Genomic DNA, 24,010 nt, shown 5'->3' on the forward strand with positions numbered 1-24,010 from the left:
TTTTTGCTAATTAAGTGAATAGTATGGAACAAAACTCACCGCCCGGAAACTGGCACCTCGCGTCAACAAAAATTTCACATCAACAACACAATTAAAGCACTCGCCAGGCTGATAGTTTTGGCGTTAACTATGAGCGAACTTTTTATTTCGTCGTGAGGGACTATGCGTTTCCGGCATTTATTACCGCTCATTGGAGCACTCTTTTCCCTGTATATCATCTGGGGGTCCACCTATTTTGTCATTCGTGTAGGCGTGGAAAGCTGGCCCCCGCTGATGATGGCCGGTATTCGTTTCCTTACGGCCGGCGTGCTGCTGATGGCGTTTTTATTGCTGCGCGGCCACAGACTACCGCCGCGGCGTCCCCTGCTTAACGCCGCCCTGATTGGCCTGCTGCTGCTGGCGGTGGGCAATGGCGCGGTAACCGTCGCCGAACACCAGAACGTGCCGTCGGGCATCGCCGCAGTGGTCGTCGCAACCGTGCCGCTGTTTACGCTCTGCTTTAGTCGCCTCTTCGGGATCCGCACCCGTAAGCTCGAATGGCTGGGCATCGCGATTGGGCTTGTGGGTATCATCCTGCTGAACAGCGGCGGTAACCTGAGCGGGAACCCCTGGGCTGCCGTTCTGATCATGATCGGCTCCATGAGCTGGGCCTTCGGCTCGGTCTACGGTTCACGCATCGAGCTGCCCTCCGGGATGATGGCAGGTGCGATTGAGATGCTCGCGGCAGGCATTGTGCTGCTGATTGCCTCCGCGTTGACGGGTGAAAAACTGACGGCGATGCCAGACCTTTCAGGTTTCCTGGCCGTCGGGTATCTGGCGCTGTTTGGCTCCATTATCGCCATCAACGCCTATATGTACCTGATTCGCAACGTCTCACCGGCGGTTGCCACCAGCTACGCCTACGTTAACCCGGTGGTTGCCGTGCTGCTGGGTACCGGTTTTGCGGGCGAAGTGCTGTCGACGATTGAATGGCTGGCGCTGGGTGTGATTGTCTTTGCCGTGGTACTGGTCACGCTGGGTAAATATTTGCTGCCCGCGAAACCGATTGTCACGAGGTGTGAGGTGGAGAAACCGTGATCGGGTGAATGCCCTGGGTATCGATCTGCGCGGCCTGACCGCCGCCGCAGATCCACTCTTCCAGCCGCTCCGTCAGTTCCACGTCATTCAGCTTCATTCTTCCACGCAGCGCGCACTCCCAGACAATCAGCACCCGCCAGCCCTGAGCGTAAAGCTGCGAAACATCGCGTTTATCACGCTCGACGTTCCTGCCAATCTTCTCCAGCCAGAAGTCGGTGCGTGTCGCCGGGACTTTAAACAGATAGCAGTCGTGATGATGCCAGAAACAGCCGTGGGTAAAGATGATGCACTGGTACGCGTCGATGACGAAATCAGGACGCCCGGCAAGCGTGGCATCCTGAACCCTGAATTCAAACCCGGCGGCGGTCAGAAGACCCGCGATCCGTTTTTCAATCGCGGTATCACGCGTGCCGATGGCACGCATGTTTTTACTGCGCGTGGCCTTATTGTGAACGTCCGCCATCGACGGCCTCGCTCTGACGAAGCTGAACGGCCTTGCTGATGCGTGAGGCCAGCAGTTTAGCTACCGCGGCAAAGGCTGGCACCACCACCGAGTTGCCAAACTGACGATAGGCCTGGGTATCTGATACCGGGATGCGAAAACTGTAGCCCTGCGGCGTCTCAAAGCCCATTAAACGGGCGCACTCGCGCGGCGTTAAGCGCCGCGGTCGGTGCTGTTGGTTCTGGGGATCGTCAAAATCTTTTTCGCCCAGCGCCTTATCCCAGCCGCGATCGATAAGAATTTCCGCGCCATCTTTGTAATAGCGCGCCGACAGCGTACGCGTCACGCTGTCAAGATTAAGCGGATTGACCATGCCAAACCCAAAGCCATTGCCTTTGGCCTGATGCTTTTTGGCATAGCGATAGAGGTATTTCCACAGCACCGGGGTCAGAATGAATTTCGCATCGACGGCGGGCTCCAGCAGATCGGCCACCGTCGGGCGGCGCGCCGGATACAGCGAGGGCAAATCACGCAGCGTAAAATCGCCTTTCAGATTGAGATCGCGGCGGAAGCCCACCAGCACGATGCGTTCTCGGTGCTGCGGCAGGAAGTGTTTGCCGTCGATAATTTTCGGATCGTCCGGCCCCATGTCCTCTGCATCCGCCACGTCATAACCCAGTTCATCCAGCGTTTGCATGATAATGCGGAAGGTTTTGCCGCCGTCATGACTCTTTAAATTCTTGACGTTCTCCAGCACAAAAATTGCCGGGCGGCGGGCATCAATGATCCGGGCAACATCAAAGAACAGTGTGCCCTGCGTATCGCAGGCAAAGCCGTGTGCGCGTCCCAGCGCGTTCTTCTTCGACACGCCAGCCAGCGAGAACGGCTGACACGGAAAGCCCGCCAGCAGCACATCGTGCGCCGGAATGGTATTGCGAATGTGTTCGGCGGCCTCTTCATCGCTGACGCCGGTTTTGTGGCTCAGCGTGACATCCCGAATATCCGCGTTGAACTGGTGCGCGTCGGGATCGCAATACCAGTTGGCTTTATAGGTACGGACGGCATGTTTGTTCCATTCACTGGTGAATACACACTGCCCGCCAATAGCTTCAAAGCCATGGCGAATGCCGCCGATACCGGCAAAGAGATCGATAAAGCGAAAGGCATAATTTGGATGCGCAGCAGGAGGACGCGGCAGCAAATTTTGCAGATAGCGGAACTCACCGTCGCTCAGGCGGTGCCCTGCCCTGTCGCTTATCAGCAGCCGCTTGAGTATCGCCGGGCTCCAGTGGCTCTCGCCATGGGCCACCAGCTGGTTTGCCAGCGTTTTAGCATCATACATTTCCAGCAGCTGACGCAGGAGTGCCTGCACGGCTGCCGTTGATTTCTCAACCCGCTCAGGCGCGGGCACAGTCACTGATCGATTTTCCTGCATTCTCTTAACCGGACAATAAAGACAGAAAACAGAGTACCACAGTTCAGGATCGCACACTGCGACGGAAATGGGTCAATATCTGGCTGTCGGTTCCGAGGTAATCGCCCTGTAATTCGGCACTCAGCTTCGCCATAAACTGGATCAGAAAATCGGCATTGTGACGCGCAAGTTCGCGCCCCCGCGCGGTTTGCATGGTGTCAGGCAGGCGCAGGAGTTTGGTCTGAAAGTGGTCGAGCGCGAAGGCTTTATCATCCAACTCTCGTGTTCCGGCGAACGGGTCGTCGGCATCAAACAGCGCGGCGCCCAGCGCACCGGAGACGGCAAAGACGCGCGCCAGGCCGATAGCGCCTAACGCCTCCAGCCGGTCGGCATCCTGCACAATTTTGGCCTCCAGGCTTTGCGGCGCGATACCGGCACTGAAGCTGTGCGCTTCAATAGCATGCTCAACGGCTGCATAACGATCCGGCGGAAAATCAGGAAAATCGCGACTCAGGATCTCGCGCGTTTTTCCCGCTGCCAGCCGCGAGGAGTGGCTACGTTCCGGGTGATTTTTCGGCAGGCTGACAATGTCATGGAAGTAGCATGCGGTCAGCACAACCAGCGGATCGCTATCCTCGTCAGCCATAATACCCTGCGCCGTCATCCAGACGCGGCGAAAATGGGCGATATCGTGCGCCGTATCATCAGTAAAATGATTTTCGTCGAGCCAGCGCTCAAAACGGTGTTGCCACTGCGCAAGTTCCATCATCCTGTCCTGTTGCTCAAAAGTGAGTGAATTATAATACACCCGAATTAAAACCCTTTATAAATAGAATTACGAAATACTTAATAATAATTACCCTCTATATTTTCAATGAATTAATTCATATGAAAAATAAAGAGATAAAAAGAAATATTTTGCAATATTTTTACCACTTTAATTAGATTTATTTTTTAACCTAAATAATAATCCATAGAATAGTATCAGCCATGTAGTTACGGAGGGTAATTACATATATTCAGACAATTTATATTTAAAGGGAATATATAATGAAAAGAAAAGTTCTGGCAATTCTCGTACCCGCGTTATTAATGGCTGGCGCAGTAAATGCGGCGGAAATGTATAACAAGAATGGCAACAAAGTTGACCTGTACGGTAAGGTTGATGCGCGTCATACCTTCTCCGACAACCCTGGCGACGACGGCGATGAAACCTATGTACAGGTGGGTTTCAAAGGCGAAACGCAGATCACGAACGACCTGACAGGCTATGGCCAGTGGGAATATAAAACCTACGCTAACGACACCGAAGGCGCAGGGGATAAATCTTTCAACCGTCTGGCATTCGCTGGCCTGAAATATGGCGACTACGGCTCATTTGATTACGGCCGTAATTACGGCGTCGTGTATGACGTAGAAGCCTGGACCGATATGCTGCCGGTATTTGGTGGAGATTCTTACACCTGGACCGATAACTTCATGAACGGTCGTGCTAACGGTCTGGCGACCTATCGTAATAACGATTTCTTCGGTCTGGTCGACGGCCTGAACTTTGCGCTGCAATACCAGGGTAATAATGAAGGTGGCAACGCAAACGAAAATCAGGAAGGCACCAAAAACGGCCATGATGATGTTCGTTTCCAGAACGGCGACGGCTTCGGTATGTCCACCTCTTATGACTTCTCTGGCGATCTGTCTGGTCTGAGCCTGGGTGCTGCATACTCTTCTTCTGACCGTACTAACGAACAAGTCGGTGCGGGTAGAAATAACGCCCACTTTGCTGGCGGTGAAACAGCCGAAGCATGGACCATTGGCGCGAAATACGATGCCAATAACGTCTATCTGGCAATGATGTACGCTGAAACCCGCAACATGACCCCATACGGCGATGATGGTATTGCGGATAAGACTCAGAACTTCGAAGCAGTGGCACAATATCAGTTCGACTTCGGTCTGCGTCCATCCCTGGCATGGGTTTACTCTAAAGGTAAGGACATGACTTATCCAGGCTACGCCGGCAACCCGCAGGGTCAGAAAGGCGATATGGATCTGGTTAACTACATCGACGTGGGCATGACCTACAGCTTCAACAAGAACTTCTCTACCTATGTTGACTACAAAATCAACATGCTGGACAACGATGAACGCTTCTACGAAGCAAACGGTATTTCTACCGATGACATCGTTGGCGTAGGCATGACCTACCAGTTCTAATCCCTCTCAATATTAAAGCCCGCGATGCGGGCTTTTTTTATTTGACGCTGAAATATTACGGCGCTTCCTGCAAGGCCAGGCGAACAAACCCGTTATTCTGCGCCAGCAATTCATGCGCTTTCCAGGCATCCAGCCCCGTCAGCACCATCAGTACCGCCGTTTTGCACTGGTGGTTACAGCTTTCCAGCGCGGCCTTCGCCTGCGCCCGGTTACATCCCCCTGCTTCCATCACAATGGCAATTTGACGTTCGGCCCATCTGGTGTTGCTTGCCTCCAGATCAACGCGCAGGTTGCTGTACACCCGTCCGGAACGTACCGCCAGACCGGTGGTGATCATATGCAGGATCATGCTTTGCGCAATGCCTGCTTTAGCGTTGGTATACCCGGCCACCACATCCGCGCCCAGATCGGGAGCAATGACCATACTCGCCAGCTGCGCCGCTTCACTTTGCGCATCCTCCGTAATGAGCGCAACCGTTGAGCCCAGAGACCACGCATGACGCATCGCGCCCCATACCCATGGGGTTTTGCCGCTGACGGACAGCGCCAGCATCATGTCATGCTCGCCAAATTCTATCGTCTGAAGGTCGGCAACGCCGCTCGCGTAGCTTCCGGCGTTATCACCTGCTGTTAACGCAATGACGGGGTGTTTGCCCGGCGCAAACGCTTCTGCCGCCTGCTCCGCCACGCGTCCGGACGCGCCCGCGCCGGTCAGCACCAGACGTCCGCCGTGACTAAGCGTCGCCGCCGCGTTATCCACCACGCGGGCCAGCATACTTAAGTGAGGGGTAAGTGCAGAAGAGATTTGCGCGTCATGCTGATGTATGACGTTAAGCATATCCAGCGTCGATAATCTGTCGATGTTCATCGTGCTGGCGTGCCGTCTTTCCCTGGCCGTACCGGTAAGCATAATGCTCATAAAATGCCTCCTTATTATGAGTACCCTCACACTATAAAGTGTTTTATATAGGTCACCTGAGAGGAGGCTCACGAAACGCCTCTCTTTACATGGCTTTATGAAACGCCCGTCATCAGCGATAATTAGCCCTTTCTTATTCATCGCGGAGTGTTAATGAGCGATTTGCAGCCCTTCCCCCCGACGCGCAAGCGCCCTATGAAGCTGAATACGCTGGTTACACTGATGGTGTGCGCGATTATCGGCTCGGTGCTGCTGGTGGTCTTCGCGCTGTACTCTGTGCAGATCACCCGCGCCACGCGCGATGACGTGAAAGATACCGCGCTGGGTATCGCCAGGACGCTGGCCGACAGCCCGGAGATCAAGCGTGGCCTGATGGAATCGCCGCAGGCTGGCATCATCCAGCCGATTGCCGAGGCGGTGACGAAGCGCAACGACCTGCTGTTTACCGTGGTCACCGACCTGCGTGGGATCCGCTATTCCCATCCAAACGAAGCGCTGTTAGGTTTGCATTTTATTGGCGACGATCTGACGCCCGCCCTGGAAGGGAAAGAGAATGTCTCCGTTAACCGCGGCGCGCTCGCGGAAGCGCTGCGCGTCTTTACGCCAGTGTATGACGACCAGCACGACCAGATCGGCGTGGTGGTGGTGGGTATTTCGCTGAATAAAGTTGAAGATCAGATTGCCCGCGGGCGGCTCAACGCCGTGTGGACCATCTTATTCAGCGTTCTGATGAGCTCAGTGGCGATCTGGGGTCTGGTCCGGGTTCTGAAACGTATCCTCTTTGGGCTGGAGCCTTACGAAATCTCAGCCCTCTTTGAGCAGCGCCAGGCCATGTTGCAGTCCCTGCGCGAAGGCGTGATGGCCGTGGATATGCACGGGCGCGTGACGATGATTAACCACACCGCCAGAGAAATATTACTCCTGACCTCAGGCCAGCACTCCGAAAGCAGCAGTGAACCGCTGCTGGCCAGCCTGCGCGAAGTATCCAGGACCGGCATTGCCCGCCAGGATCAGGAGATCGGCTGTAACGGGCGGCTGTTGCTCTGCAACATGGTCCCCGTGAAAAGCCAGAATCAGGTGATCGGGGCGATCAGTACGTTCCGCGATAAGACCGAAATCAGCCAGTTAATGCAGCGTATTGATGGCATGGTCAGCTACGTTGATGCTCTGCGCTCCCATACGCATGAGTTTATGAACAAGCTGCACGTGATCCTCGGCCTGCTGCACATGAAGCGCTACGATAAGCTGGAGGAGTACATCATCCAGACCGCTCAAAATTATCAGACGGATATCGGCGCAATACAGCGCAAAGTTAAATCGCCGGTCATTGCGGGCTTCCTGCTGGGTAAAATTAACCGCGCTAAAGAGGCCGGAGTGACCCTGACGCTGGCGGAGGAGAGTCAGCTTCCTGACACCGCCAATGAAGAGCAGGTTGCGGTGCTGATCACCGTGCTGGGCAATTTAATCGAAAATGCCCTGGATGCGATGGAAGGCCAGCCGGAAGGCGAGATCGGCCTGCTGCTGCATTATCAGAACGGCTGGCTGAGCGGTGAGGTCAGCGATGACGGTCCCGGCATTGATCCCGAGCGGCTGGAGGCTATTTTTACAAAGGGCTACTCCACAAAAGGTGAAAACCGCGGCGTTGGGCTGTTCCTTGCGCGTCAGCAGATCCAGAATCTGGGCGGAGATATTACCGTCGAGTCGGAGCCTGGCGTATTTACCCAATTTTTTGTTCAGATCCCCTGGGATAGCGAGAGGAATATCGCGTGATAAATGTGTTAATTGTCGATGATGACGCCATGGTAGCCGACCTCAACCGTCTGTATGTTAACCGCGTTGAGGGTTTTAGCTGCTGCGGCGTCGCTTCCACGCTCAACCAGGCCGAGGCGTTGATCGCCAACCCAGGCCAGCCGATCGATCTGGTGCTGCTGGATGTCTATATGCAGCAGGATAACGGGCTGGATCTGCTGCCCATCATCCGCGCGTCGGGCCGCCCGATTGACGTCATCATGATCTCGTCGGCCTCCGACGCCGCAACGATCCAGACCTCAATGCACTATGGCGTGGTGGATTACCTGATTAAACCGTTCCAGTTCCCGCGTTTTGAAGAGGCGCTGAACGGCTGGAAGGCAAAGCGCAGCCTGATGGGATCGCATCAGTATTATGAACAGGCCGACGTCGACAGGCTGATCCACGGCGGCGCGCCGGAGCTGGCCGACAGCAAAAAATTACCGAAAGGCCTGACGCCGCAGACGCTGCGCACCATTTGCCAGTGGATCGACAGCCATCCGGAGATAGAATTTTCCACCGACGATCTGGCGAATGCGGTCAACATTTCCCGCGTCTCCTGCCGCAAATACCTGATCTGGCTGGCGCAAATTAATATCCTGTTCACCAGCATTCACTACGGCGCTACCGGCCGGCCGGTATATCGCTACCGTTTGCAGCCGGAACAGGTCGGCCTACTCAAACAGTACTGCCAGTAATTCGGTAGCTGTCGTCCAGAAGGGTAAAACGGAAGTGGTGCATCGAGGAGATCACCACTTCTTTTGTTTTGGTGACAAAGATGGCTTCAATATCGGGGCGCGAACGCAGCGCGGCGCAGCCCTTTTCCACGCCCATGCCGTAGATCAGCGTGGTCCAGATATCGCCGTCGAGGGAGTCTGGCGAAATAATCGTCACGCTGTCCAGTTCGTTATCCAGCGGGTAGCCGGTGCGTGGGTCAAGTATGTGGTGATAACGTTTGCCGTTCAGCTCGAAGTAGCGCTCATAGGTGCCTGACGTCACCACCGACCGGTTTTCGACCGTCATTGCGCCAATCAGCGCGTCACCGGCGAACGGTTTTTTCAGGCCGACGCGCCAGCCGCCCTCCGGCGAGCCTAACGTCTGGACGTTGCCGCCAAGGTTGATCAGCCCAAGTTCAACGCCCTCTTTATGCAGGTAATCCCGCACCCTGTCGGCGATATAGCCTTTAGCAATGGCCCCCAGATCGATCTCCATTCCCTGGCGAGTAAGGAACACGCTGCTGTTGGCTTCATCCAGCACCACGTCCGCAGGATGCGTGATGCCCAGCAAGGCGGCGATCTCGTCCGCGGGCGGTACAGCGTCCCCCTTAAAGCCAATTTTCCAGCATTTCACCAGCGGGCCGATCGCCAGGTTAAAGGCGCTGTCTTTAAGCAGGCTGGCCGCTTTCGCGCAGCGGATCAGCTCGAACACCGGGCGACTGACGGCAACCGGATGCTGACCGGCCGCATGGTTGATGTCCATTACCTGGGAGTGCGCTCGGTTAACGGTAAGCAGATCTTCGTACTGTTTGATCAGGCGAAACACGCGAGAGGCAAGCGCTTCGTCATGGGAAAAGAGTTTCAGGAGGATGGGCGATCCCATCAGAACGGCGGAGTAGCTGTAAACGCGATGGCTATCAGGCATTTCATGAGTCCTCAGATGTAGCCCCGGCAGGCACCGCGCCGCCGGGGAAACAGGAGCCTTACCGTGTTTTCGAACGCATAGCCGCCTGATGTCCTGCAAGCGTACCAAAAATAATGATATCTGCCACCGCGTTACCGCCGATGCGGTTACCGCCATGGATGCCCCCGACAACCTCACCCGCAGCAAACGCTCCCGGCAATACGTTGTGGTTGCTGTCCAGCACGCAGGTTTCTGTGTTAATGGTCACGCCGCCCATGGTGTGGTGAACGCCCGGTGCAATCTGAATGGCGTAGAACGGCCCTTCGTTGATTGGCGCACGCAGCGCGGTGGTGCGACCGAAATCATCGTCGTGCTGTTTCTCCACAAAGCCGTTGTAGCGTTCCAGCGTTGCCAGGAACTGGTGGTGATCCATCCCCAGCGCTTCCGCCAGGGCTTTTGGCGAGCTGGCGCTGGTAACAAACCCTTTTGCGATGTACTCATCCGCGGCTTTGTTTTTGGCGCGAACATGCTCGTCAAAGACGATGTAAGCGTATTTCTCCGGCAGCGCGATGATCTGCGCCGAGACTTTGTCGCGGGTCGACATTTCGTTATAGAAGCGGTTGCCCTGCTGGTTTACCAGAATCGCCCCGCCGCCGCGGATGGATTCGGAAATCAGATACGACGTTTTCTGCTCAACGGTTGGGTGGATCTGAATTTCGCCCATATCCACGGTGCCCGCACCGATACGCTCCAGCAGCGCGATACCGCCTCCGGTCGCCCCTTTGTGGTTGGTGGTAACGAACCCTGCCAGATCCGGACGGTATTTCACCACCATCTGGCTGTTGGCGCTGAAGCCGCCCGTTGCCACAATCACGCTTTTGGTTGCCACGGTGAGGGTTTCGTTCTCTTCGGTGGTCAGACGCACGCCGGTCACTTCGCCATTTTCGAAAATGATGTCGCTCACGGAGGTATCCAGCATCACCTCGATGTTGCGCTTGTTGACGTTACGCACCAGGCCGCTGATCAGATACCCGCCCACTGCGGAACCGTCTTTCGGACGGTGCGTACGGTCGATGCTCATCCCGCCGGTGGTGGTAATGTCGTTCAGCATAATGCCGCGCGTGGCCAGCCATTCGATAGCCTGGGGCGCGTTCTCGACAAAGCGACGCAGCAGTTCAGGGTCGTTCTTGTTGCCACCGCCTTTCAGACTTTCCTGGTAGAACAGCTCTTTGCTGTCCTGAATACCTTTCACGCGCTGGAAGCGGGTCTCCGCCGCGTTCATCCCGGCCGAGGCTTTAATGGTGTTCCCGCCGATGGTGGGCATTTTCTCGACGATCAGCACGCTCGCGCCTTCGTCATGCGCCTGAATCGCCGCTGCCAGACCGGCGCCGCCGCTGCCGACCACCACCACATCCACGCTTTTAGTCTCATTCGGGTCTGCGCCCTCTTCCGCCGCCAGCGCTTTGCTGGATTTCAGCATCGCCTTCGAGACCGCTTTTTTCACCGCCTCGCTCTGGCTGGTCGCGCCCGTAATCGCGTCCACGTGCGGGGTGTTGGCATCCAGAATACGGGTACGGATCTCTTCGAAGCTGGTGACAAACTCGACGTCTTCACTCGGGCCGGAGGCCAGTTCGATATCGGCGATGCGGTCGGTTTCGAGGCTGACGTTAATCACCAGCTCGTTAGCATCGTCCTGCACTTTTTCAATAAAGGTGCCCGGTTTGAATTTAGATTCGCCCATGCTCATGTCGCGGATCATCGCTTCCACCAGCGAGAAGCGCCACAGCGGTTCCGGGATGCTCAGTTCTTCGCGTCGGGTACTGTCCATAAACAGCTCCAGGCTTTCGCCCGCCGCGATGCGATCGGTCCAGTCCGGATAGGCGATGGTGGCGCGGCCAACGGCAATCAGGTCGTAACCGTGATCCAGCGCTTCATTCACATCCGTGGCATTCACCACGCCGCCAACGCCCATCACCGGTACCTGCGCCAGCGTGTCAGAGCGCATGGCGCAGTATTTTTCGATAAGTGGCGTCGGGTCCTGAGTATCGACGATAGATGAACGCAGGGCGGCACCAAGGGAGAAGTGGAGATAATCTACCCCGCGCGCGGCCAGTTTTTCCAGCAGATACAGGGTGTCTTCGAAGCGAATGCCCGGGACTTCAAGCTCTTCCGGAGAGAAACGGTAGCCAATGATAAACGCGTCGTCCGCGTACTGGCGCACCATCTTGTGGGTAATGTCCAGCACCGCCAGCGGGAATTTCGCGCGGTTTTCGCGGCTGCCGCCCCACTCGTCGTCGCGCTGGTTAGAGTTCGGGGAGAAGAACTGCTGGATCAGATAGGTATTCGCCCCGTGGATTTCGACGCCGTCGAACCCGGCCTGAATTGCGCGGCGCACGGCTTCGCCGAACTTGCCGATCATGCCTTCCACCTCTTCCGCGGTCAGGGCAACCGGCGTGGCGGCACCGTCACGCGGCGCGGCAACGGCGCTTGGGCCAACTGGCGTGCGACCCCCAATCAGTTTTGGGTCGACCATACGGCCGCCGTGGTAGATTTGCAGCAGGGCTTTAGAGCCTTTGGACTTGATGGCGTCAGCGATTTTTGCCAGCCCGGCGATTTTCTCGTCGTTATCAATACCAATTGCGCCCGGGAACGCCAGGCCGAGATCGTCAACAAAACAGCACTCAACGATGATGGTGCCGATGCTGCCCGCGCGGGCGCGGTAGTACTCCACCAGCTCGCTGGTCACGGTACCATCGTAATAACCGGTACAGGTTGTCATCGGGGCCATTAACAAACGGTTTTTCAGTTCAGTACCATTCGGTAATGTGAAGGGGCTTAAAATACGTTCGTTAGTGCTCATAATAGAAACTCCAAACTTTAAAAATTAAGAATTCGTTATCGGGATGATTTTTTTATTTCGTGTTTTTTGCCGATGTCATGATAGTAATATAAAGCTTTTTTTAGTTTCTAAAGCCATTACGTTAGTTAATAAATTATTTAATCCCTTCGATAACATTAATAACACATTGGTGTTAGCGGGAATGTTTCACTCGTTCACAAGAATTTAAAAAAAGTTAAATTATAAAAGGTCAAACCAATACACCACGATCAATATAAAACCTTATAAAACAACAACAAACAAAAACACCAAAATTTAAATGTTATAGTTTTGATACATAACATACGTAAAATCAGCGAATAACCACACTACCCAGAGTGGTTATTATAAAAAGTATAAAAATAGCCATTCAGTTCCGTTTTTTTGATCGCGATCAATAGTTATGGCATTCAAAAGAGCAATATAAAAACATCATCATTTTTATTTAGCGCAAACCAAAATGCGTTAAATCGCTATTAGTGAAAACACAAATCCGCACCTTAAATAACTAAAAAAAGCAAAAAGGATATTTCAATCGAATTTGTGTTTTCGCCGGGCGACGAATTTTTGACAACTTAAGACGTGAAACTATGAATACAAAAACTGCTGTAACGCCTCCTGCGGCGAATCTGGCATCAAATGGAACAGCAAAACGACTGCTGATGATGGCTTTGCCCGTCATTGTTGCCGTCCTGCTGTTGTTTGTCCCCGTTCCGGAAGGGCTGCCGCCTTATGCGTGGCACTACTTCGCCATCTTTGTCGGCGTCATCGTCGGCTTAATTTTCGAACCGCTGCCGGGCGCCGTGATCGGTCTTACCGGCGTCGTGGCGATTGCGCTGTGCAGCCAGTGGGTACTCTTTAGCCCGGAACAGCTGGCTGACCCAAAATTCAAGCTGGCGGGCGCCTCCTTTAAATGGGCGGTCAGCGGGTTTGGTAACTCCACCGTCTGGCTGATTTTCGGTGCCTTTATGTTCGCCGCAGGCTACGACAAAACCCGCTTCGGCCGCCGTCTGGCGCTGATTCTGGTGAAGTACCTGGGCCGTCGCAGCCTGACGCTCGGTTACGCCATTACGTTTGCGGACCTGCTGCTGGCCCCGTTCACCCCGTCCAATACCGCGCGCAGCGGCGGGACCATCTACCCGATCATCGCCAACCTGCCGCCGCTGTACGGTTCAAAACCCAATGACCCAAGCGCGCGCAAAATCGGTTCGTATCTGATGTGGGTAGCCATCACCGCGGCCTGTATCACCAGCTCGATGTTCCTTTCCGCTCTGGCACCTAACCTGCTGGCGCTGGCGCTGGTAAAAAGCACGGTTGGAATTGATATCTCCTGGGGGACCTGGTTCCTCGCCTTCCTGCCGCTGGGCATCCTGCTGATCCTGACCATGCCGCTGCTGGCCTACTGGTTCTACCCGCCGGAAGTGAAGGTAAACAACGAAGTACCGCTGTGGGCGACCCGTGAACTGGAAAAACTGGGCAAACTGTCGCGCAATGAGATCCTGCTGCTGGTGTTCGTGTGCTGTGCGCTGCTGATGTGGATCTTCGCCGCGGCGTGGATTGAACCGGCCATGGCTGCCCTGCTGATCGTTGGCCTGATGCTGTGGACCGGCGTGCTGGAGTGGAACGATATCACCGGTAACAAAGCCGCGTGGAATACCTTCGTCTGGTTCGCCACCCTGGTGGCGCTGGCGGATGGCCTCTCCTCCACCGGTTTTATCAGCTGGCTGGGTAAAGAAGGCGGCCTGCTGATGAGCGGTATCTCTCCGGGTGTCGCCACCATCGTGCTGCTGCTGGCTTTCTACCTGCTGCACTACCTGTTCGCCAGCACCACCGCGCACACCACGGCGCTGCTGCCTGCGATGCTGACCATCGCCTCCACCATTCCGGGCATGAATATGGAAGTGTTCGTTCTGCTGATGGTGACCTCGCTGGGCGTGATGGGGATCATTACCCCCTACGGTACCGGTCCAAGCCCGATTTACTACGGTAGCGGCTACCTGCCAACCAAAGACTACTGGCGCCTCGGTACCATCTTCGGTGCCATCTTCCTGACAGCTCTGCTGCTGATTGGTTACCCGTGGATGTCCATGATGTTCTGATTCCTGACCGCCGGACATTTCCTCCGGCGGTTAAATTTTTGTGGAGCAAGCTATGTCAAACAAACCCTTTTTCTACCAGAACCCCTTCCCCCTCGCGCATGACGACACCGAATATTATCTGCTGACCAAAGAGCACGTTTCCGTTGCCGAGTTCGACGGTCAGGAAGTGCTGAAAGTCGAGCCAGAGGCGTTGACCCTGCTGGCACAGCAGGCCTTCCACGACGCGGCATTTATGCTGCGCACCTCTCACCAGAAGCAGGTTGCGGCTATTCTGAGCGACCCGGAAGCCAGCGAGAACGATAAGTACGTTGCCCTGCAATTCCTGCGCAACTCCGAGATTGCGGCGAAAGGCGTGCTGCCCACCTGTCAGGATACCGGTACGGCAATCATTATGGGTAAGAAAGGCCAGCGCGTCTGGACCGGCGGCGGTGACGAAGCGGCGCTGAGTCAGGGCGTGTATAACACCTATATTGAAGACAACCTGCGCTACTCGCAGAATGCGGCGCTGGATATGTATAAAGAGGTGAACACCGGCACCAACCTGCCCGCGCAGATCGACCTCTACAGCGTTGATGGTGACGAGTATAAATTCCTGTGCATGGCGAAAGGCGGCGGTTCCGCCAATAAAACTTATCTGTATCAGGAAACCAAAGCGCTGATCACCCCGGCGAAGCTGAAAAATTATCTGGTTGAGAAGATGCGAACTCTGGGTACCGCGGCCTGCCCGCCTTACCATATCGCCTTCGTTATCGGCGGCACCTCAGCGGAAGCCACGCTGAAAACCGTCAAGCTCGCCTCTGCGCGCTACTACGATGGCCTGCCAACCGAAGGCAATGCGCACGGCCAGGCGTTCCGCGACGTCCAGCTTGAGCAGGAACTGCTTCAGGAAGCGCAAAACCTCGGCCTTGGCGCGCAGTTCGGCGGGAAATACTTCGCGCACGATATTCGCGTGATCCGTCTGCCGCGCCACGGCGCCTCCTGCCCGATCGGCATGGGGGTCTCCTGCTCCGCTGACCGCAACATCAAGGCGAAGATTAACCGCGAGGGGATCTGGATTGAGAAGCTGGAGCACAATCCGGGCCAGTATATTCCTGAATCCCTGCGCCAGCAGGGAGAAGGCGACGTGGTAAGCATTGATCTGAACAAGCCGATGCCCGACATTCTGGCGCAGCTTTCCTCGCACCCGGTATCCACCCGCCTGTCGCTGAGCGGCACCATCATCGTGGCGCGTGACATCGCCCACGCGAAGCTGAAAGAGCTGCTCGACAACGGGGAAGAACTGCCACAGTACGTTAAAGATCACCCGATTTACTACGCAGGCCCGGCGAAAACGCCAGAAGGTTACGCGTCTGGCTCCTTAGGCCCAACCACCGCCGGGCGTATGGACTCCTACGTGGACCTACTGCAATCCCACGGCGCGAGCATGATCATGCTGGCCAAAGGTAACCGCAGCCAGCAGGTCACCGACGCTTGCCATAAGCACGGCGGCTTCTACCTCGGCAGCATCGGCGGCCCGGCGGCGGTGCTGGCGCAAAACAGCATCAAGAGCCTGGAGTGCGTGGCGTATCCTGAACTGGGAATGGAAGCCATCTGGAAAATTGAAGTGGAGAACTTCCCGGCGTTTATCCTGGTGGATGACAAAGGCAACGACTTCTTCCAGCAGATCCAGAATAAACAGTGCAAAGGGTGCTCACAGCGCTGAACGTTTCCATAACGCCGGAAGCAGCGACAGCGTATCGTTGATCAACCCGCGCTTGTCGCTGCCCGGCTTCCAGATAGTGACCATCGTCTGGCTTATCCCCTGGCTGCCCACTTCGGTGGGCAGCCTTTTTACATTTTTCCACTGCGTTGCCTGAAGATGGGTCGGTAAAAACCCCCAGCCGCAGCCCTGTTCCAGCAGGCCGCGCAGCATCTCCAGTTCGTTAGTGAAAAGCGTGTGCCCTGAAATTTGCAGGCGACGGGCAACCGGCTCGTCTGACGCGGGATGCATAATCACCTGTGGCACCAGAGAGAGATCGAGCAGCGACACCGGCGACGCAACCTCCGCAAAAAGCGCCGTTGCGGCGTAAAAATCCATTTCGATCGCCCCCAGCGCCCGCCACTCCATCTCATTGCCCACGCTGCGGTTGCGCGCCTGGCAGATCCCCAGATCGGCCTGACCGTTTGCCAGCATCGCTTCCGCCTCATCTCGCGATGCGCTGGTCAGGCTCAGGCGGATCTTTTTCGTCGCCAGTGTGGCAATCAGCGCCTGTAAAAAAGCTCTGGGGGTGAACGGATCGTAAGCGAGGGCGATGTCCTGCGTCGCGCTGTCCGGTACCGATCTGGCAAACGCCTCAAACGCTTTGACCTGGCGCATCAGCAGGTGCGCCTGCCGCTGAAGCTGCTCCCCCTCCGGCGTCAGGCGCAGGCTGCGCCCCTCCCGCAGGAACAGAGCATAGCCCAGCCCATCCTCAAGGAAATCGATCAGATCCCGCAGGGTAGTACGATCTTTGCCGAGTTTACTGGCCGCCTTCATCAGGCTGCCGTGTTCAGCGACGGCAGTGAACGCCTCAAGCTGGGCAAAGGAATAGATCAGTGATGCCACGTCATTCTCCACGCAATTTTTACGGGGGATTTTCCCCCATAACGCGTTTTTTATTATAGGCCGCAGGTTCTTAAACTGAAGTCCTTCCTGAGCCAAACGAGATAAATATGAAAATCAAAACAAACCGCACGCTGCTCGCGGCGCTGGTTGTCAGCAGCCTGCTCTCGCCCACCGTTATGGCGGCCTGCAACGGTACCGACCTCACCACCTGTCCGGCGCCTTTCGATGCCAGACTCCCGGACGCGCATACCATGCTCACCTGGAACCAGGCCGATCGCGTGGTGGGCTTTCGCAATGACTACCGCAACTACGCAGGGGATGTGTTCCGCCACGGCAACGCTACGCCGCTGCTGCCCGCAGAAAAACCGCTCACCGATGCCCGCTATCAGGTGAAGGGTAAGAGTTACACTCTTCAGGATTACCTGAAACGCCAGAACGTCAGCGGCATGCTGGTGCTGAAAAACGGCAAAGTGGCCTATAAATACCTGGGTGAAGGCAATACCGACTCAACGCTCTGGACGTCGCGTTCCGTGGGCAAATCGGTGGTCTCCGCGCTGGTGGGTGCTGCAATTAAAGAAGGGAAAATCCACTCGCTGGACGACCTTGTCACCCAATACGAACCTGACTTAAAAGGCACCGCCTGGGAGGGCGTAACGCTAAAACAGCTCATCACCCACACCTCTGGCGTGGCGTGGAACGAAGATTACACCAACCCGCAATCTGACTTCGCCCGGCTTACCGAATGCGAAGCGAAGCCGGGCACCTACAACTGCGTGCGCACCCTGGTGAAGGGGTTACACCGTGAACACCCGGCGGGCGAAAACTGGTCCTATTCCTCGGGTGGCGCCTGGCTGTTAGGCGATGTGCTTGAGCGCGCCACCGGCATGACGCTCGCGGCGTATCTGGAGAAGACCATCTGGCAGCCGTACGGCATGGCGAGCGACGGCGTGTGGCATGCCTACAGCAAAGGCCAGCACGACGTGGGTGCGCATGGGTTCAACGCCACGCTGGAAGACTGGGGGCGTTTCGGGGAGTTTATCCTGCATAACGGTACGCTGCCGGACGGGAAGCAGATCCTCCCCGAGGGCTGGGTGAAACAGTCCTCAGCCTGGACACAGGCCAAAGGATCGGTGTCCGACGCGCATCCGAAGGGGTTATACGGCTACCAGTGGTGGAACAACGAAGTACCAGCCACCGCCACACACGTGGAGCCGAAAGTCGAAAATTCGCTGAAGGATTCCCTGTGGGCGCTGGGTATTTTTGGTCAGATGATCATGGTTAATCAGAAAGAAAATCTGGTTATCGTCCAGTGGTCCACCTGGCCGCAGGCAGAGCCGTCATTCAGCGCCCAGCCGCTGGAAGCGTCGCTGATGTTTAGCGCGATTGCGAACGCGCTGCGCTGATAATCCCAAGCCAGGCCCCGCCTGGCTTCTCACCTGCGCGATGTCACAAAACCGATATATCAGCAACTTAGCGAAATCGAGTAAATAAAAGATCACCGAAATGTTAAGTTATTGTTGAATATGTAAATACTGGTCAACGCTTTGTCATTAATGCACCACACGCATCAGTCCATGCGCTATTTGCGCTTATTAATTTCCACTTCCTGATCCAGTTTTCAGAAACAGACGAGCATAACGTCACTATAAAACTGGAGATAATCATGGTTTCCTCAACCTCACCTGCAACGCTTCGTGCCAAAGCGGGCGCGATTTTCCGCGTCACGTCGGGCAACTTTCTTGAGCAATTCGACTTCTTTCTGTTCGGCTTTTATGCCACCTACATCGCCCATACTTTTTTCCCGGCAAGCAGTGAATTTGCGTCACTGATGATGACCTTCGCCGTCTTTGGCGCGGGCTTTCTGATGCGTCCGATCGGAGCCATTGTGCTGGGAGCTTACATTGATAAAGTGGGTCGCCGTAAAGGGCTGATCGTCACCCTGTCGATTATGGCCGCCGGAACGTTCCTGATCGTGCTGATCCCGTCTTATCAGAGCATTGGCCTGTGGGCGCCGCTGCTGGTGCTGACCGGCCGCCTGTTGCAGGGTTTTTCGGCAGGCGCCGAGCTGGGCGGAGTTTCGGTTTATCTGGCGGAGATCGCCACGCCGGGCCGCAAGGGTTTCTACACCAGCTGGCAGTCGGGTAGCCAGCAGGTCGCCATTATGATCGCGGCGGCGATGGGCTTCGCCCTGAATGTGGTGCTGGAAGAGAGTGCCATTCGCGAATGGGGGTGGCGTATTCCGTTCCTGTTTGGCTGTCTGATTGTGCCGTTTATCTTTTTCCTGCGCCGCAAGCTCGAAGAGACCGAGGAATTCAGCGCCCGTCGCCACCATCTGGCAATGCGTCAGGTCTTCACAACGCTGCTCGCCAACTGGCCGGTAGTCGTCGCGGGCATGCTGATGGTGGCGATGACCACCACCGCGTTTTACCTGATCACCGTTTACGCGCCGACCTTCGGTAAAAAAGTCCTGATGCTTAGCGCGTCGGACAGTCTTCTGGTCACGCTGCTGGTGGCGGTGTCCAACTTCATCTGGCTTCCGGTGGGCGGCGCGCTGTCGGATCGCTTCGGGCGTAAACCGGTGCTGATCGCCATGACGCTGCTGGCGCTGGCGACCAGCTATCCGGCGCTGACGATGCTGGCCGCAGCCCCGAGCTTCTCAATGATGCTGACCGTGCTGCTGTGGCTCTCTTTCCTCTACGGCCTGTATAACGGCGCGATGATCCCGGCCCTGACGGAGATCATGCCAGCAGAGGTGCGCGTGGCGGGCTTCTCACTGGCTTACAGCCTGGCAACGGCGGTCTTTGGCGGTTTCACGCCGGTGATTTCGACTGCCTTAATTGAGTACACCGGCGACAAAGCCTCTCCGGGCTACTGGATGAGCTTTGCCGCCGTTTGCGCCCTGCTGGCAACGCTTTATCTCTATCGTCGTCGCACGTTAATCCTGCAAACTGCCGTTAAGGAGTGATCCCTCATGCTTACATTCAGAACGATGATTGCCGCCCTGACCTTCGCCACCCTCAGCGCGGGCGCGCTTGCGCAGGATGTGACGGTGATGATTTCTGGCGGCTTCAAAGCGGCGCTGGAGAAGCTGACGCCGCAGTACGAAGCGCAAAGCGGTGACAGGCTCATTGTGATCTCCGGCCCGTCGATGGGCAAAACGCCGCAGGCCATTCCGGCCCGGCTCGCCCGGGGCGAAAAAGCGGACGTGGTGATTATGGTGGGCGATGCGCTGGCGAAACTGGAACAGGATCGCAGGACGGCGGCGGGCTCCCGCGTGGAGCTGGCGGATTCGCCCGTCGGGATGGTCGTCAAAGCGGGCGCGCCGGTGCCGGATATCAGTACGGTGCCTGCCCTGCGGCAAACGCTGCTGAAGGCGCACTCCATAGCTTATTCCGACAGCGCCAGCGGCCGGTATGTAGAGAGTCAGCTGTTCCGTAAGCTGGGCATCGACGGCCAGGTTCACGATAAAGCGCACCGGGTTGAGCGCATCCCGGTGGCGTCTGAAGTGGCAAAAGGGAAATACGATCTCGGCTTTCAGCAGGTGAGCGAGCTTCTGCCGGTCCCGGGGGTGACGTTTGTGGGTAAGTTGCCTGACGACATGCAGTACATTACCCGTTTCGCCGGAGCCGTAACGCAGAAGGCTGACCATCCCGAACAGGGAAAAGCGCTGCTGGCCTTTCTCTCTTCGCCACAGGCCGCCAGCGTCATTACGGCAACGGGCTTAACGCCCGTCAGTGCACCTCGCGATACTGCTCGGTAATTAGCGTTTCGAGTTCGGCAGCAATATAGGACTGTATCCGCCCGCGGCGGCGGATCAGCCCCACGGTTCGCCTGACCTCAGGCTCGGTTAAAGGTACCGACGTCAGCAGCGAATGCTCTGCACGGGGCATTGACATGGCGGGAACGGCCGCAATGCCGATCCCGGCTTCAACCATCCCCAGCATGGTCGTCACGTGCCGCGTTTCGCAGATGCTGGGGCGCTCAGGCCGAATATGCCCGACCCGCTGGTCGAGAAGATTGCGGTTGCCGGAGGTCTTATCCAGACCGATATAATCCTGCTGATAAAAAGCCTGCCACGTCAGGCTTTTTCTTTTTGCAAGCGGGCTGTCGCGCCGGCAGGCGGCCACGTAGACATCCTCCACCAGCGGGACAAACTCGATGTCGGGCTGCAAACTCCGGGCAAAGCAGATACCAAAATCCGCCTGTCCGCGGGTGACGGCCTCGATAACATTTCCGGCGCTGCTGTCGATCAGTTTTATGCGCACGCGGGGGTAACGGGACTGAAAGCGGCGGATAACATCCGGCATAAAGTAACAGGCGGCGGACGGCACCGTCGCCACGGTGATTAGCCCCGTACGCTCCTCGCTGGCCTTATCGATATCCGAAAGCATGGACTCCACATCAGCAAGCAGCTGTCCGCATCGGTCGGCAAAGGTCTGTCCATACAGGGTCAGCGTGACGCGCCGGGTGGTTCTGTCGAACAGTTTTGTCCCCAGTGCCGCCTCCAGCTTTTCAATTCTGCGACTCAACGCCGACTGGGAAAGGCAGATAGACTCCGCCGCAAGACGGAAATTGCCATATTCCAGTAAAGCGCGGAAGGCATAGAGATCGTTGAGGTCAAAATTGACGGGCATACTGACGGGATCCTTAAGCACGGTAGGGTAAGAAGAGATTTATCATAGTCGGGCACGACATACTTCACAAAATGAAGGGGATACCCCTAAAGCGCTATCAACCTGACGGCACATAGTGATAGTTTATGCGGGCTGGATTCCTCTTAAACAGGCTGCCAGTCTGCATGCAGCCGAAGAGGAGTGTCATACTGCTTAACAGAGTATGTTGGCATGCTAACAGCCCCTGACCTTTCCATTTTGTTCACGTGCGAGTAACGAGCAAAGCGATGATTAAGTGGCCCTGGAAAACGAACGACGCTGGTCGAAATATGGCGCTGCCCTGGGATGAGGCTCTGGCGATCCCCGTGCTGGCGAATCTCTTGCCTGAAGAGCAATCAAAGCTGATTCAGCTGGCCGAGCGTTTTTTACAGCAAAAACGGCTGGTACCGCTACAGGGCTTCGAACTGGATCCGCTTAAAAATTCCCGCATCGCCCTGCTCTTCTGCTTGCCGGTGCTGGAGCTGGGTATCGAATGGCTGGATGGCTTCCACGAAGTGCTGATCTACCCGGCGCCGTTTATCGTCGATGATGAGTGGGAGGATGACATCGGGCTGGTGCACAACCAGCGTATGGTGCAGTCCGGGCAAAGCTGGCAGCAAGGGCCAATCATCCTCAACTGGCTGGATATTCAGGACTCGTTCGATGCCTCGGGCTTCAACCTGATCATTCACGAAGTGGCGCATAAGCTGGATACCCGCAACGGCGATCGCGCCAGCGGCGTGCCGCTGATCCCGCTGCGTGAAGTCGCGGGATGGGAGCACGACCTGCACGCGGCGATGGAAAACATTCAGGATGAGATAGACCTGGTGGGTGAAAGCGCGGCCAGCATTGATGCCTATGCCGCGACCGATCCCGCCGAGTGTTTTGCGGTACTGTCCGAGTATTTCTTTAGCGCACCTGAGCTTTTCGCTCCGCGCTTCCCGGCGCTGTGGCAGCGTTTTTGCCAGTTTTATCAGCAGGATCCGCTCCAGCGTCTGCGGCAAAGTGAGGACGCAGCCAGCACCTCCCCTCATCCGTTCCACTAATGTTCAGCAGAGGTACGATCGGTCGATCGTACCCACACGCTCACCGCGAGAAACAGCAGCGCCATTCCCCATGCGGCAGTAATCAAAAACTGCTCACCGTAAAAGCGCGTCACCACGGGTACCAGCAGCGCGCTGGCCCCGTACCCCAGCGTATGGCTGGTGGCGATCACCCCTGCGCCTTTGCCCGTCGTCAGCCGATCGTTAAGCAAAAGCTGGTATCCCGGCGTGGCCATGGCGGCCCCCAGCGAGGTGATGACAATGCCCACGTAGAACAGGGCTAAACTGGCGAGACACATCAGCCCAAGACCCGCCACCATCAGTACCGCGGCAATCAAGAGTAACACTCTCGGGGTAAAATGCTGCGGGCGTACCACCAGAAACTGCGCCGCCAGGGTCGCCAGCGCGGCCAGACTCAGCAGCAGCGCGACATGATGGCTGATTTGCACGGCATCGCCATTAAATAACGGGTGAAGATGCGGCGATAAACCAAGCTGCATCAGGCTGACCAGCGCCGCCAGCAGCAGTGCCAGCACCAGGAAAGGCAGCATAGAGGCCTGTAACCGCGTCGACTGGTGCGCCACCGGCGGCAGCGGGGGATCGGCGGCTTCGCGCAGCACCAGCAGCAGCGCGATAAACGGCGCCAGCGCCATCAGCCAGAGCGGTGCGACCGGGCTGACGCTGAGCATCAGCGCGGCCAGAGGCGGTCCCAGCAGACGCCCGCAGCTCAGGCCAGAGCTTATTGTCGCCAGCGCCGCCATCCTTTTATCCAGCCCCGCGCGTTGAATGGCCCACGTCTGAGCCGCAGGCACCAGCCCTGATACCGTCAGGCCATACAGCATGCGCGACAGCACCAGGCCCGCCATTCCCCAGAGGGCATTCAGCGCACCGTTCGCCATCGCCCAGACCACCAGCGCCATCACGACAAAGCTCGCCAGATAGCCTCCCAGCGAGGCCAGCATAACGACCTTACAGCCGTGCCGCTCGCTCTGGCGTCCCCACCAGGGCGAGGCGGGTAAAAAGAGCATCGAGCCGAACATCAGCAGCCCGGCCCAGACGGAGAGCGACAGTCCAGTCAGGGAGACCAGCTGCGGCAGCATAACCAGCAAACCGTTTTGCCCAATACCTAATAAACCGGCGCCCAGTGCCAGGGGCCAGTTAGCTTTAGGGGTCACAACGTCAGTGAGATTCTCAGTACGGGTGCGCATAAAATTGTGAAGATAATGTCAATAAATGTGTGGAAATTATGAAGTTTATGAAAACAAATATTGCAAAAATAG

The 24,010-nt window shown here is 56.5% G+C and carries 19 protein-coding genes; 10 read left to right on the forward strand and 9 right to left on the reverse strand.

The annotated features are described in order from the left end of the window. The first annotated feature begins 162 nt into the window (after positions 1 to 162). Positions 163 to 1,077, forward strand: coding sequence for a drug/metabolite exporter YedA (gene yedA, locus ACQG0T_RS14065; RefSeq protein ID WP_063404603.1), 915 nt, complete (start codon positions 163 to 165; stop codon positions 1,075 to 1,077). Here the strand turns inward: yedA and ACQG0T_RS14070 are convergent. From ACQG0T_RS14070 to ACQG0T_RS14080, 3 genes are read right to left on the reverse strand one after another with little or no spacing between them, the layout of a single operon-like run. Beyond that, the gene (locus ACQG0T_RS14070) at positions 1,049 to 1,540 is read right to left on the reverse strand and encodes a very short patch repair endonuclease (protein ID WP_017383335.1); all 492 of its coding nucleotides are present in this window, start codon (positions 1,538 to 1,540) and stop codon (positions 1,049 to 1,051) included. The genes yedA and ACQG0T_RS14070 overlap by 29 nt on opposite strands. Further along, a complete protein-coding gene (locus ACQG0T_RS14075; protein WP_271040326.1) occupies positions 1,521 to 2,954 on the reverse strand; it encodes a DNA cytosine methyltransferase in 1,434 nt (477 codons plus the stop codon). Before ACQG0T_RS14075 ends, ACQG0T_RS14070 begins: the two co-directional genes overlap by 20 nt. Before the next feature lie 43 nt (positions 2,955 to 2,997). Continuing rightward, a complete protein-coding gene (locus ACQG0T_RS14080; protein ID WP_023294960.1) occupies positions 2,998 to 3,699 on the reverse strand; it encodes a phosphohydrolase in 702 nt (233 codons plus the stop codon). A 284-nt stretch (positions 3,700 to 3,983) separates the two neighbouring features. Between ACQG0T_RS14080 and ompC the strand changes: the two genes are divergently transcribed. Further along, entirely contained in the window at positions 3,984 to 5,147 is a 1,164-nt protein-coding gene (ompC, locus tag ACQG0T_RS14085; RefSeq protein WP_023294961.1) for a porin OmpC, read from the forward strand. A gap of 55 nt (positions 5,148 to 5,202) precedes the next feature. Here ompC and ACQG0T_RS14090 read toward each other — a convergent pair whose 3' ends face one another. Beyond that, entirely contained in the window at positions 5,203 to 6,066 is an 864-nt protein-coding gene (locus ACQG0T_RS14090; protein WP_271040327.1) for an N-acetylmuramic acid 6-phosphate etherase, read from the reverse strand. 153 nt (positions 6,067 to 6,219) lie between these two features. On the opposite strand from ACQG0T_RS14090, the gene ACQG0T_RS14095 reads away from it, so the two are divergent. Continuing rightward, positions 6,220 to 7,836, forward strand: coding sequence for a sensor histidine kinase (locus ACQG0T_RS14095; RefSeq protein ID WP_032619380.1), 1,617 nt, complete (start codon positions 6,220 to 6,222; stop codon positions 7,834 to 7,836). Then, positions 7,833 to 8,552 (forward strand): two-component system response regulator DcuR, encoded by a 720-nt coding sequence (dcuR, locus tag ACQG0T_RS14100; RefSeq protein ID WP_003859556.1) that lies wholly within the window; start codon positions 7,833 to 7,835, stop codon positions 8,550 to 8,552. Before ACQG0T_RS14095 ends, dcuR begins: the two co-directional genes overlap by 4 nt. On the opposite strand, the gene ACQG0T_RS14105 is transcribed toward dcuR, so the two are convergent. Beyond that, a complete protein-coding gene (locus ACQG0T_RS14105) occupies positions 8,533 to 9,495 on the reverse strand; it encodes an FAD:protein FMN transferase (protein WP_193042594.1) in 963 nt (320 codons plus the stop codon). The genes dcuR and ACQG0T_RS14105 overlap by 20 nt on opposite strands. 58 nt (positions 9,496 to 9,553) lie before the next feature. After that, positions 9,554 to 12,334, reverse strand: coding sequence for a flavocytochrome c (locus tag ACQG0T_RS14110; RefSeq protein WP_047731040.1), 2,781 nt, complete (start codon positions 12,332 to 12,334; stop codon positions 9,554 to 9,556). 608 nt (positions 12,335 to 12,942) lie between these two features. Here ACQG0T_RS14110 and ACQG0T_RS14115 point away from each other — a divergent pair. Further along, positions 12,943 to 14,451, forward strand: coding sequence for an anion permease (locus tag ACQG0T_RS14115; RefSeq protein WP_080347204.1), 1,509 nt, complete (start codon positions 12,943 to 12,945; stop codon positions 14,449 to 14,451). Positions 14,452 to 14,503: 52 nt separating this feature from the next. Then, positions 14,504 to 16,153 carry a class I fumarate hydratase FumA gene (gene fumA, locus ACQG0T_RS14120; RefSeq protein ID WP_032648818.1) on the forward strand — a complete coding sequence of 550 codons (1,650 nt, stop codon included), beginning with the start codon at positions 14,504 to 14,506 and terminating at the stop codon, positions 16,151 to 16,153. Here the strand turns inward: fumA and ACQG0T_RS14125 are convergent. Next, the gene (locus tag ACQG0T_RS14125; protein WP_039270487.1) at positions 16,142 to 17,047 is read right to left on the reverse strand and encodes a LysR family transcriptional regulator; all 906 of its coding nucleotides are present in this window, start codon (positions 17,045 to 17,047) and stop codon (positions 16,142 to 16,144) included. The genes fumA and ACQG0T_RS14125 overlap by 12 nt on opposite strands. 95 nt (positions 17,048 to 17,142) lie before the next feature. On the opposite strand from ACQG0T_RS14125, the gene ACQG0T_RS14130 reads away from it, so the two are divergent. The 3 genes from ACQG0T_RS14130 to ACQG0T_RS14140 all read left to right on the forward strand — a co-directional run bounded on the left by ACQG0T_RS14130 (position 17,143) and on the right by ACQG0T_RS14140 (position 20,795). Then, a complete protein-coding gene (locus ACQG0T_RS14130; RefSeq protein WP_271040328.1) occupies positions 17,143 to 18,438 on the forward strand; it encodes a serine hydrolase domain-containing protein in 1,296 nt (431 codons plus the stop codon). Positions 18,439 to 18,698: 260 nt separating this feature from the next. Further along, positions 18,699 to 20,000 carry an MFS transporter gene (locus tag ACQG0T_RS14135; RefSeq protein ID WP_017693129.1) on the forward strand — a complete coding sequence of 434 codons (1,302 nt, stop codon included), beginning with the start codon at positions 18,699 to 18,701 and terminating at the stop codon, positions 19,998 to 20,000. Between the two features lie 6 nt (positions 20,001 to 20,006). After that, positions 20,007 to 20,795, forward strand: a complete 789-nt coding sequence (locus ACQG0T_RS14140; RefSeq protein ID WP_049013082.1) for a substrate-binding domain-containing protein — start codon at positions 20,007 to 20,009, stop codon at positions 20,793 to 20,795. Here ACQG0T_RS14140 and ACQG0T_RS14145 read toward each other — a convergent pair. Further along, entirely contained in the window at positions 20,767 to 21,669 is a 903-nt protein-coding gene (locus ACQG0T_RS14145) for a LysR family transcriptional regulator (protein WP_003859540.1), read from the reverse strand. The genes ACQG0T_RS14140 and ACQG0T_RS14145 overlap by 29 nt on opposite strands. A 266-nt stretch (positions 21,670 to 21,935) precedes the next feature. Here ACQG0T_RS14145 and mtfA point away from each other — a divergent pair, with 266 nt between their 5' ends. Further along, a complete protein-coding gene (mtfA, locus tag ACQG0T_RS14150; RefSeq protein ID WP_017693127.1) occupies positions 21,936 to 22,733 on the forward strand; it encodes a DgsA anti-repressor MtfA in 798 nt (265 codons plus the stop codon). Here mtfA and ACQG0T_RS14155 read toward each other — a convergent pair. Continuing rightward, positions 22,730 to 23,938, reverse strand: coding sequence for an MFS transporter (locus tag ACQG0T_RS14155; RefSeq protein ID WP_252051147.1), 1,209 nt, complete (start codon positions 23,936 to 23,938; stop codon positions 22,730 to 22,732). The two genes, mtfA and ACQG0T_RS14155, sit on opposite strands and share 4 nt — an antisense overlap. Positions 23,939 to 24,010 lie beyond the last annotated feature (72 nt).

The sequence above is a fragment of the Enterobacter cloacae complex sp. 302F9 genome, from assembly GCF_050030335.1.
GTDB classification, from domain to species: Bacteria; Pseudomonadota; Gammaproteobacteria; order Enterobacterales; family Enterobacteriaceae; genus Enterobacter; species Enterobacter hormaechei_C.

Bases quoted from the DNA above. Each gene is read 5' to 3' on its own strand.
- yedA (WP_063404603.1), top strand. From the start codon at position 163: ATGCGTTTCCGGCATTTATTACCGCTCATTGGAGCACTCTTTTCCCTG.
- ACQG0T_RS14070 (WP_017383335.1), bottom strand. From the start codon at position 1,540: ATGGCGGACGTTCACAATAAGGCCACGCGCAGTAAAAACATGCGTGCC.
- ACQG0T_RS14075 (WP_271040326.1), bottom strand. From the start codon at position 2,954: ATGCAGGAAAATCGATCAGTGACTGTGCCCGCGCCTGAGCGGGTTGAG.
- ACQG0T_RS14080 (WP_023294960.1), bottom strand. From the start codon at position 3,699: ATGGAACTTGCGCAGTGGCAACACCGTTTTGAGCGCTGGCTCGACGAA.
- ompC (WP_023294961.1), top strand. From the start codon at position 3,984: ATGAAAAGAAAAGTTCTGGCAATTCTCGTACCCGCGTTATTAATGGCT.
- ACQG0T_RS14090 (WP_271040327.1), bottom strand. From the start codon at position 6,066: ATGAGCATTATGCTTACCGGTACGGCCAGGGAAAGACGGCACGCCAGC.
- ACQG0T_RS14095 (WP_032619380.1), top strand. From the start codon at position 6,220: ATGAGCGATTTGCAGCCCTTCCCCCCGACGCGCAAGCGCCCTATGAAG.
- ACQG0T_RS14105 (WP_193042594.1), bottom strand. From the start codon at position 9,495: ATGCCTGATAGCCATCGCGTTTACAGCTACTCCGCCGTTCTGATGGGA.
- ACQG0T_RS14110 (WP_047731040.1), bottom strand. From the start codon at position 12,334: ATGAGCACTAACGAACGTATTTTAAGCCCCTTCACATTACCGAATGGT.
- ACQG0T_RS14115 (WP_080347204.1), top strand. From the start codon at position 12,943: ATGAATACAAAAACTGCTGTAACGCCTCCTGCGGCGAATCTGGCATCA.
- fumA (WP_032648818.1), top strand. From the start codon at position 14,504: ATGTCAAACAAACCCTTTTTCTACCAGAACCCCTTCCCCCTCGCGCAT.
- ACQG0T_RS14130 (WP_271040328.1), top strand. From the start codon at position 17,143: ATGAAAATCAAAACAAACCGCACGCTGCTCGCGGCGCTGGTTGTCAGC.
- ACQG0T_RS14135 (WP_017693129.1), top strand. From the start codon at position 18,699: ATGGTTTCCTCAACCTCACCTGCAACGCTTCGTGCCAAAGCGGGCGCG.
- ACQG0T_RS14140 (WP_049013082.1), top strand. From the start codon at position 20,007: ATGCTTACATTCAGAACGATGATTGCCGCCCTGACCTTCGCCACCCTC.
- ACQG0T_RS14145 (WP_003859540.1), bottom strand. From the start codon at position 21,669: ATGCCCGTCAATTTTGACCTCAACGATCTCTATGCCTTCCGCGCTTTA.
- mtfA (WP_017693127.1), top strand. From the start codon at position 21,936: ATGATTAAGTGGCCCTGGAAAACGAACGACGCTGGTCGAAATATGGCG.
- ACQG0T_RS14155 (WP_252051147.1), bottom strand. From the start codon at position 23,938: ATGCGCACCCGTACTGAGAATCTCACTGACGTTGTGACCCCTAAAGCT.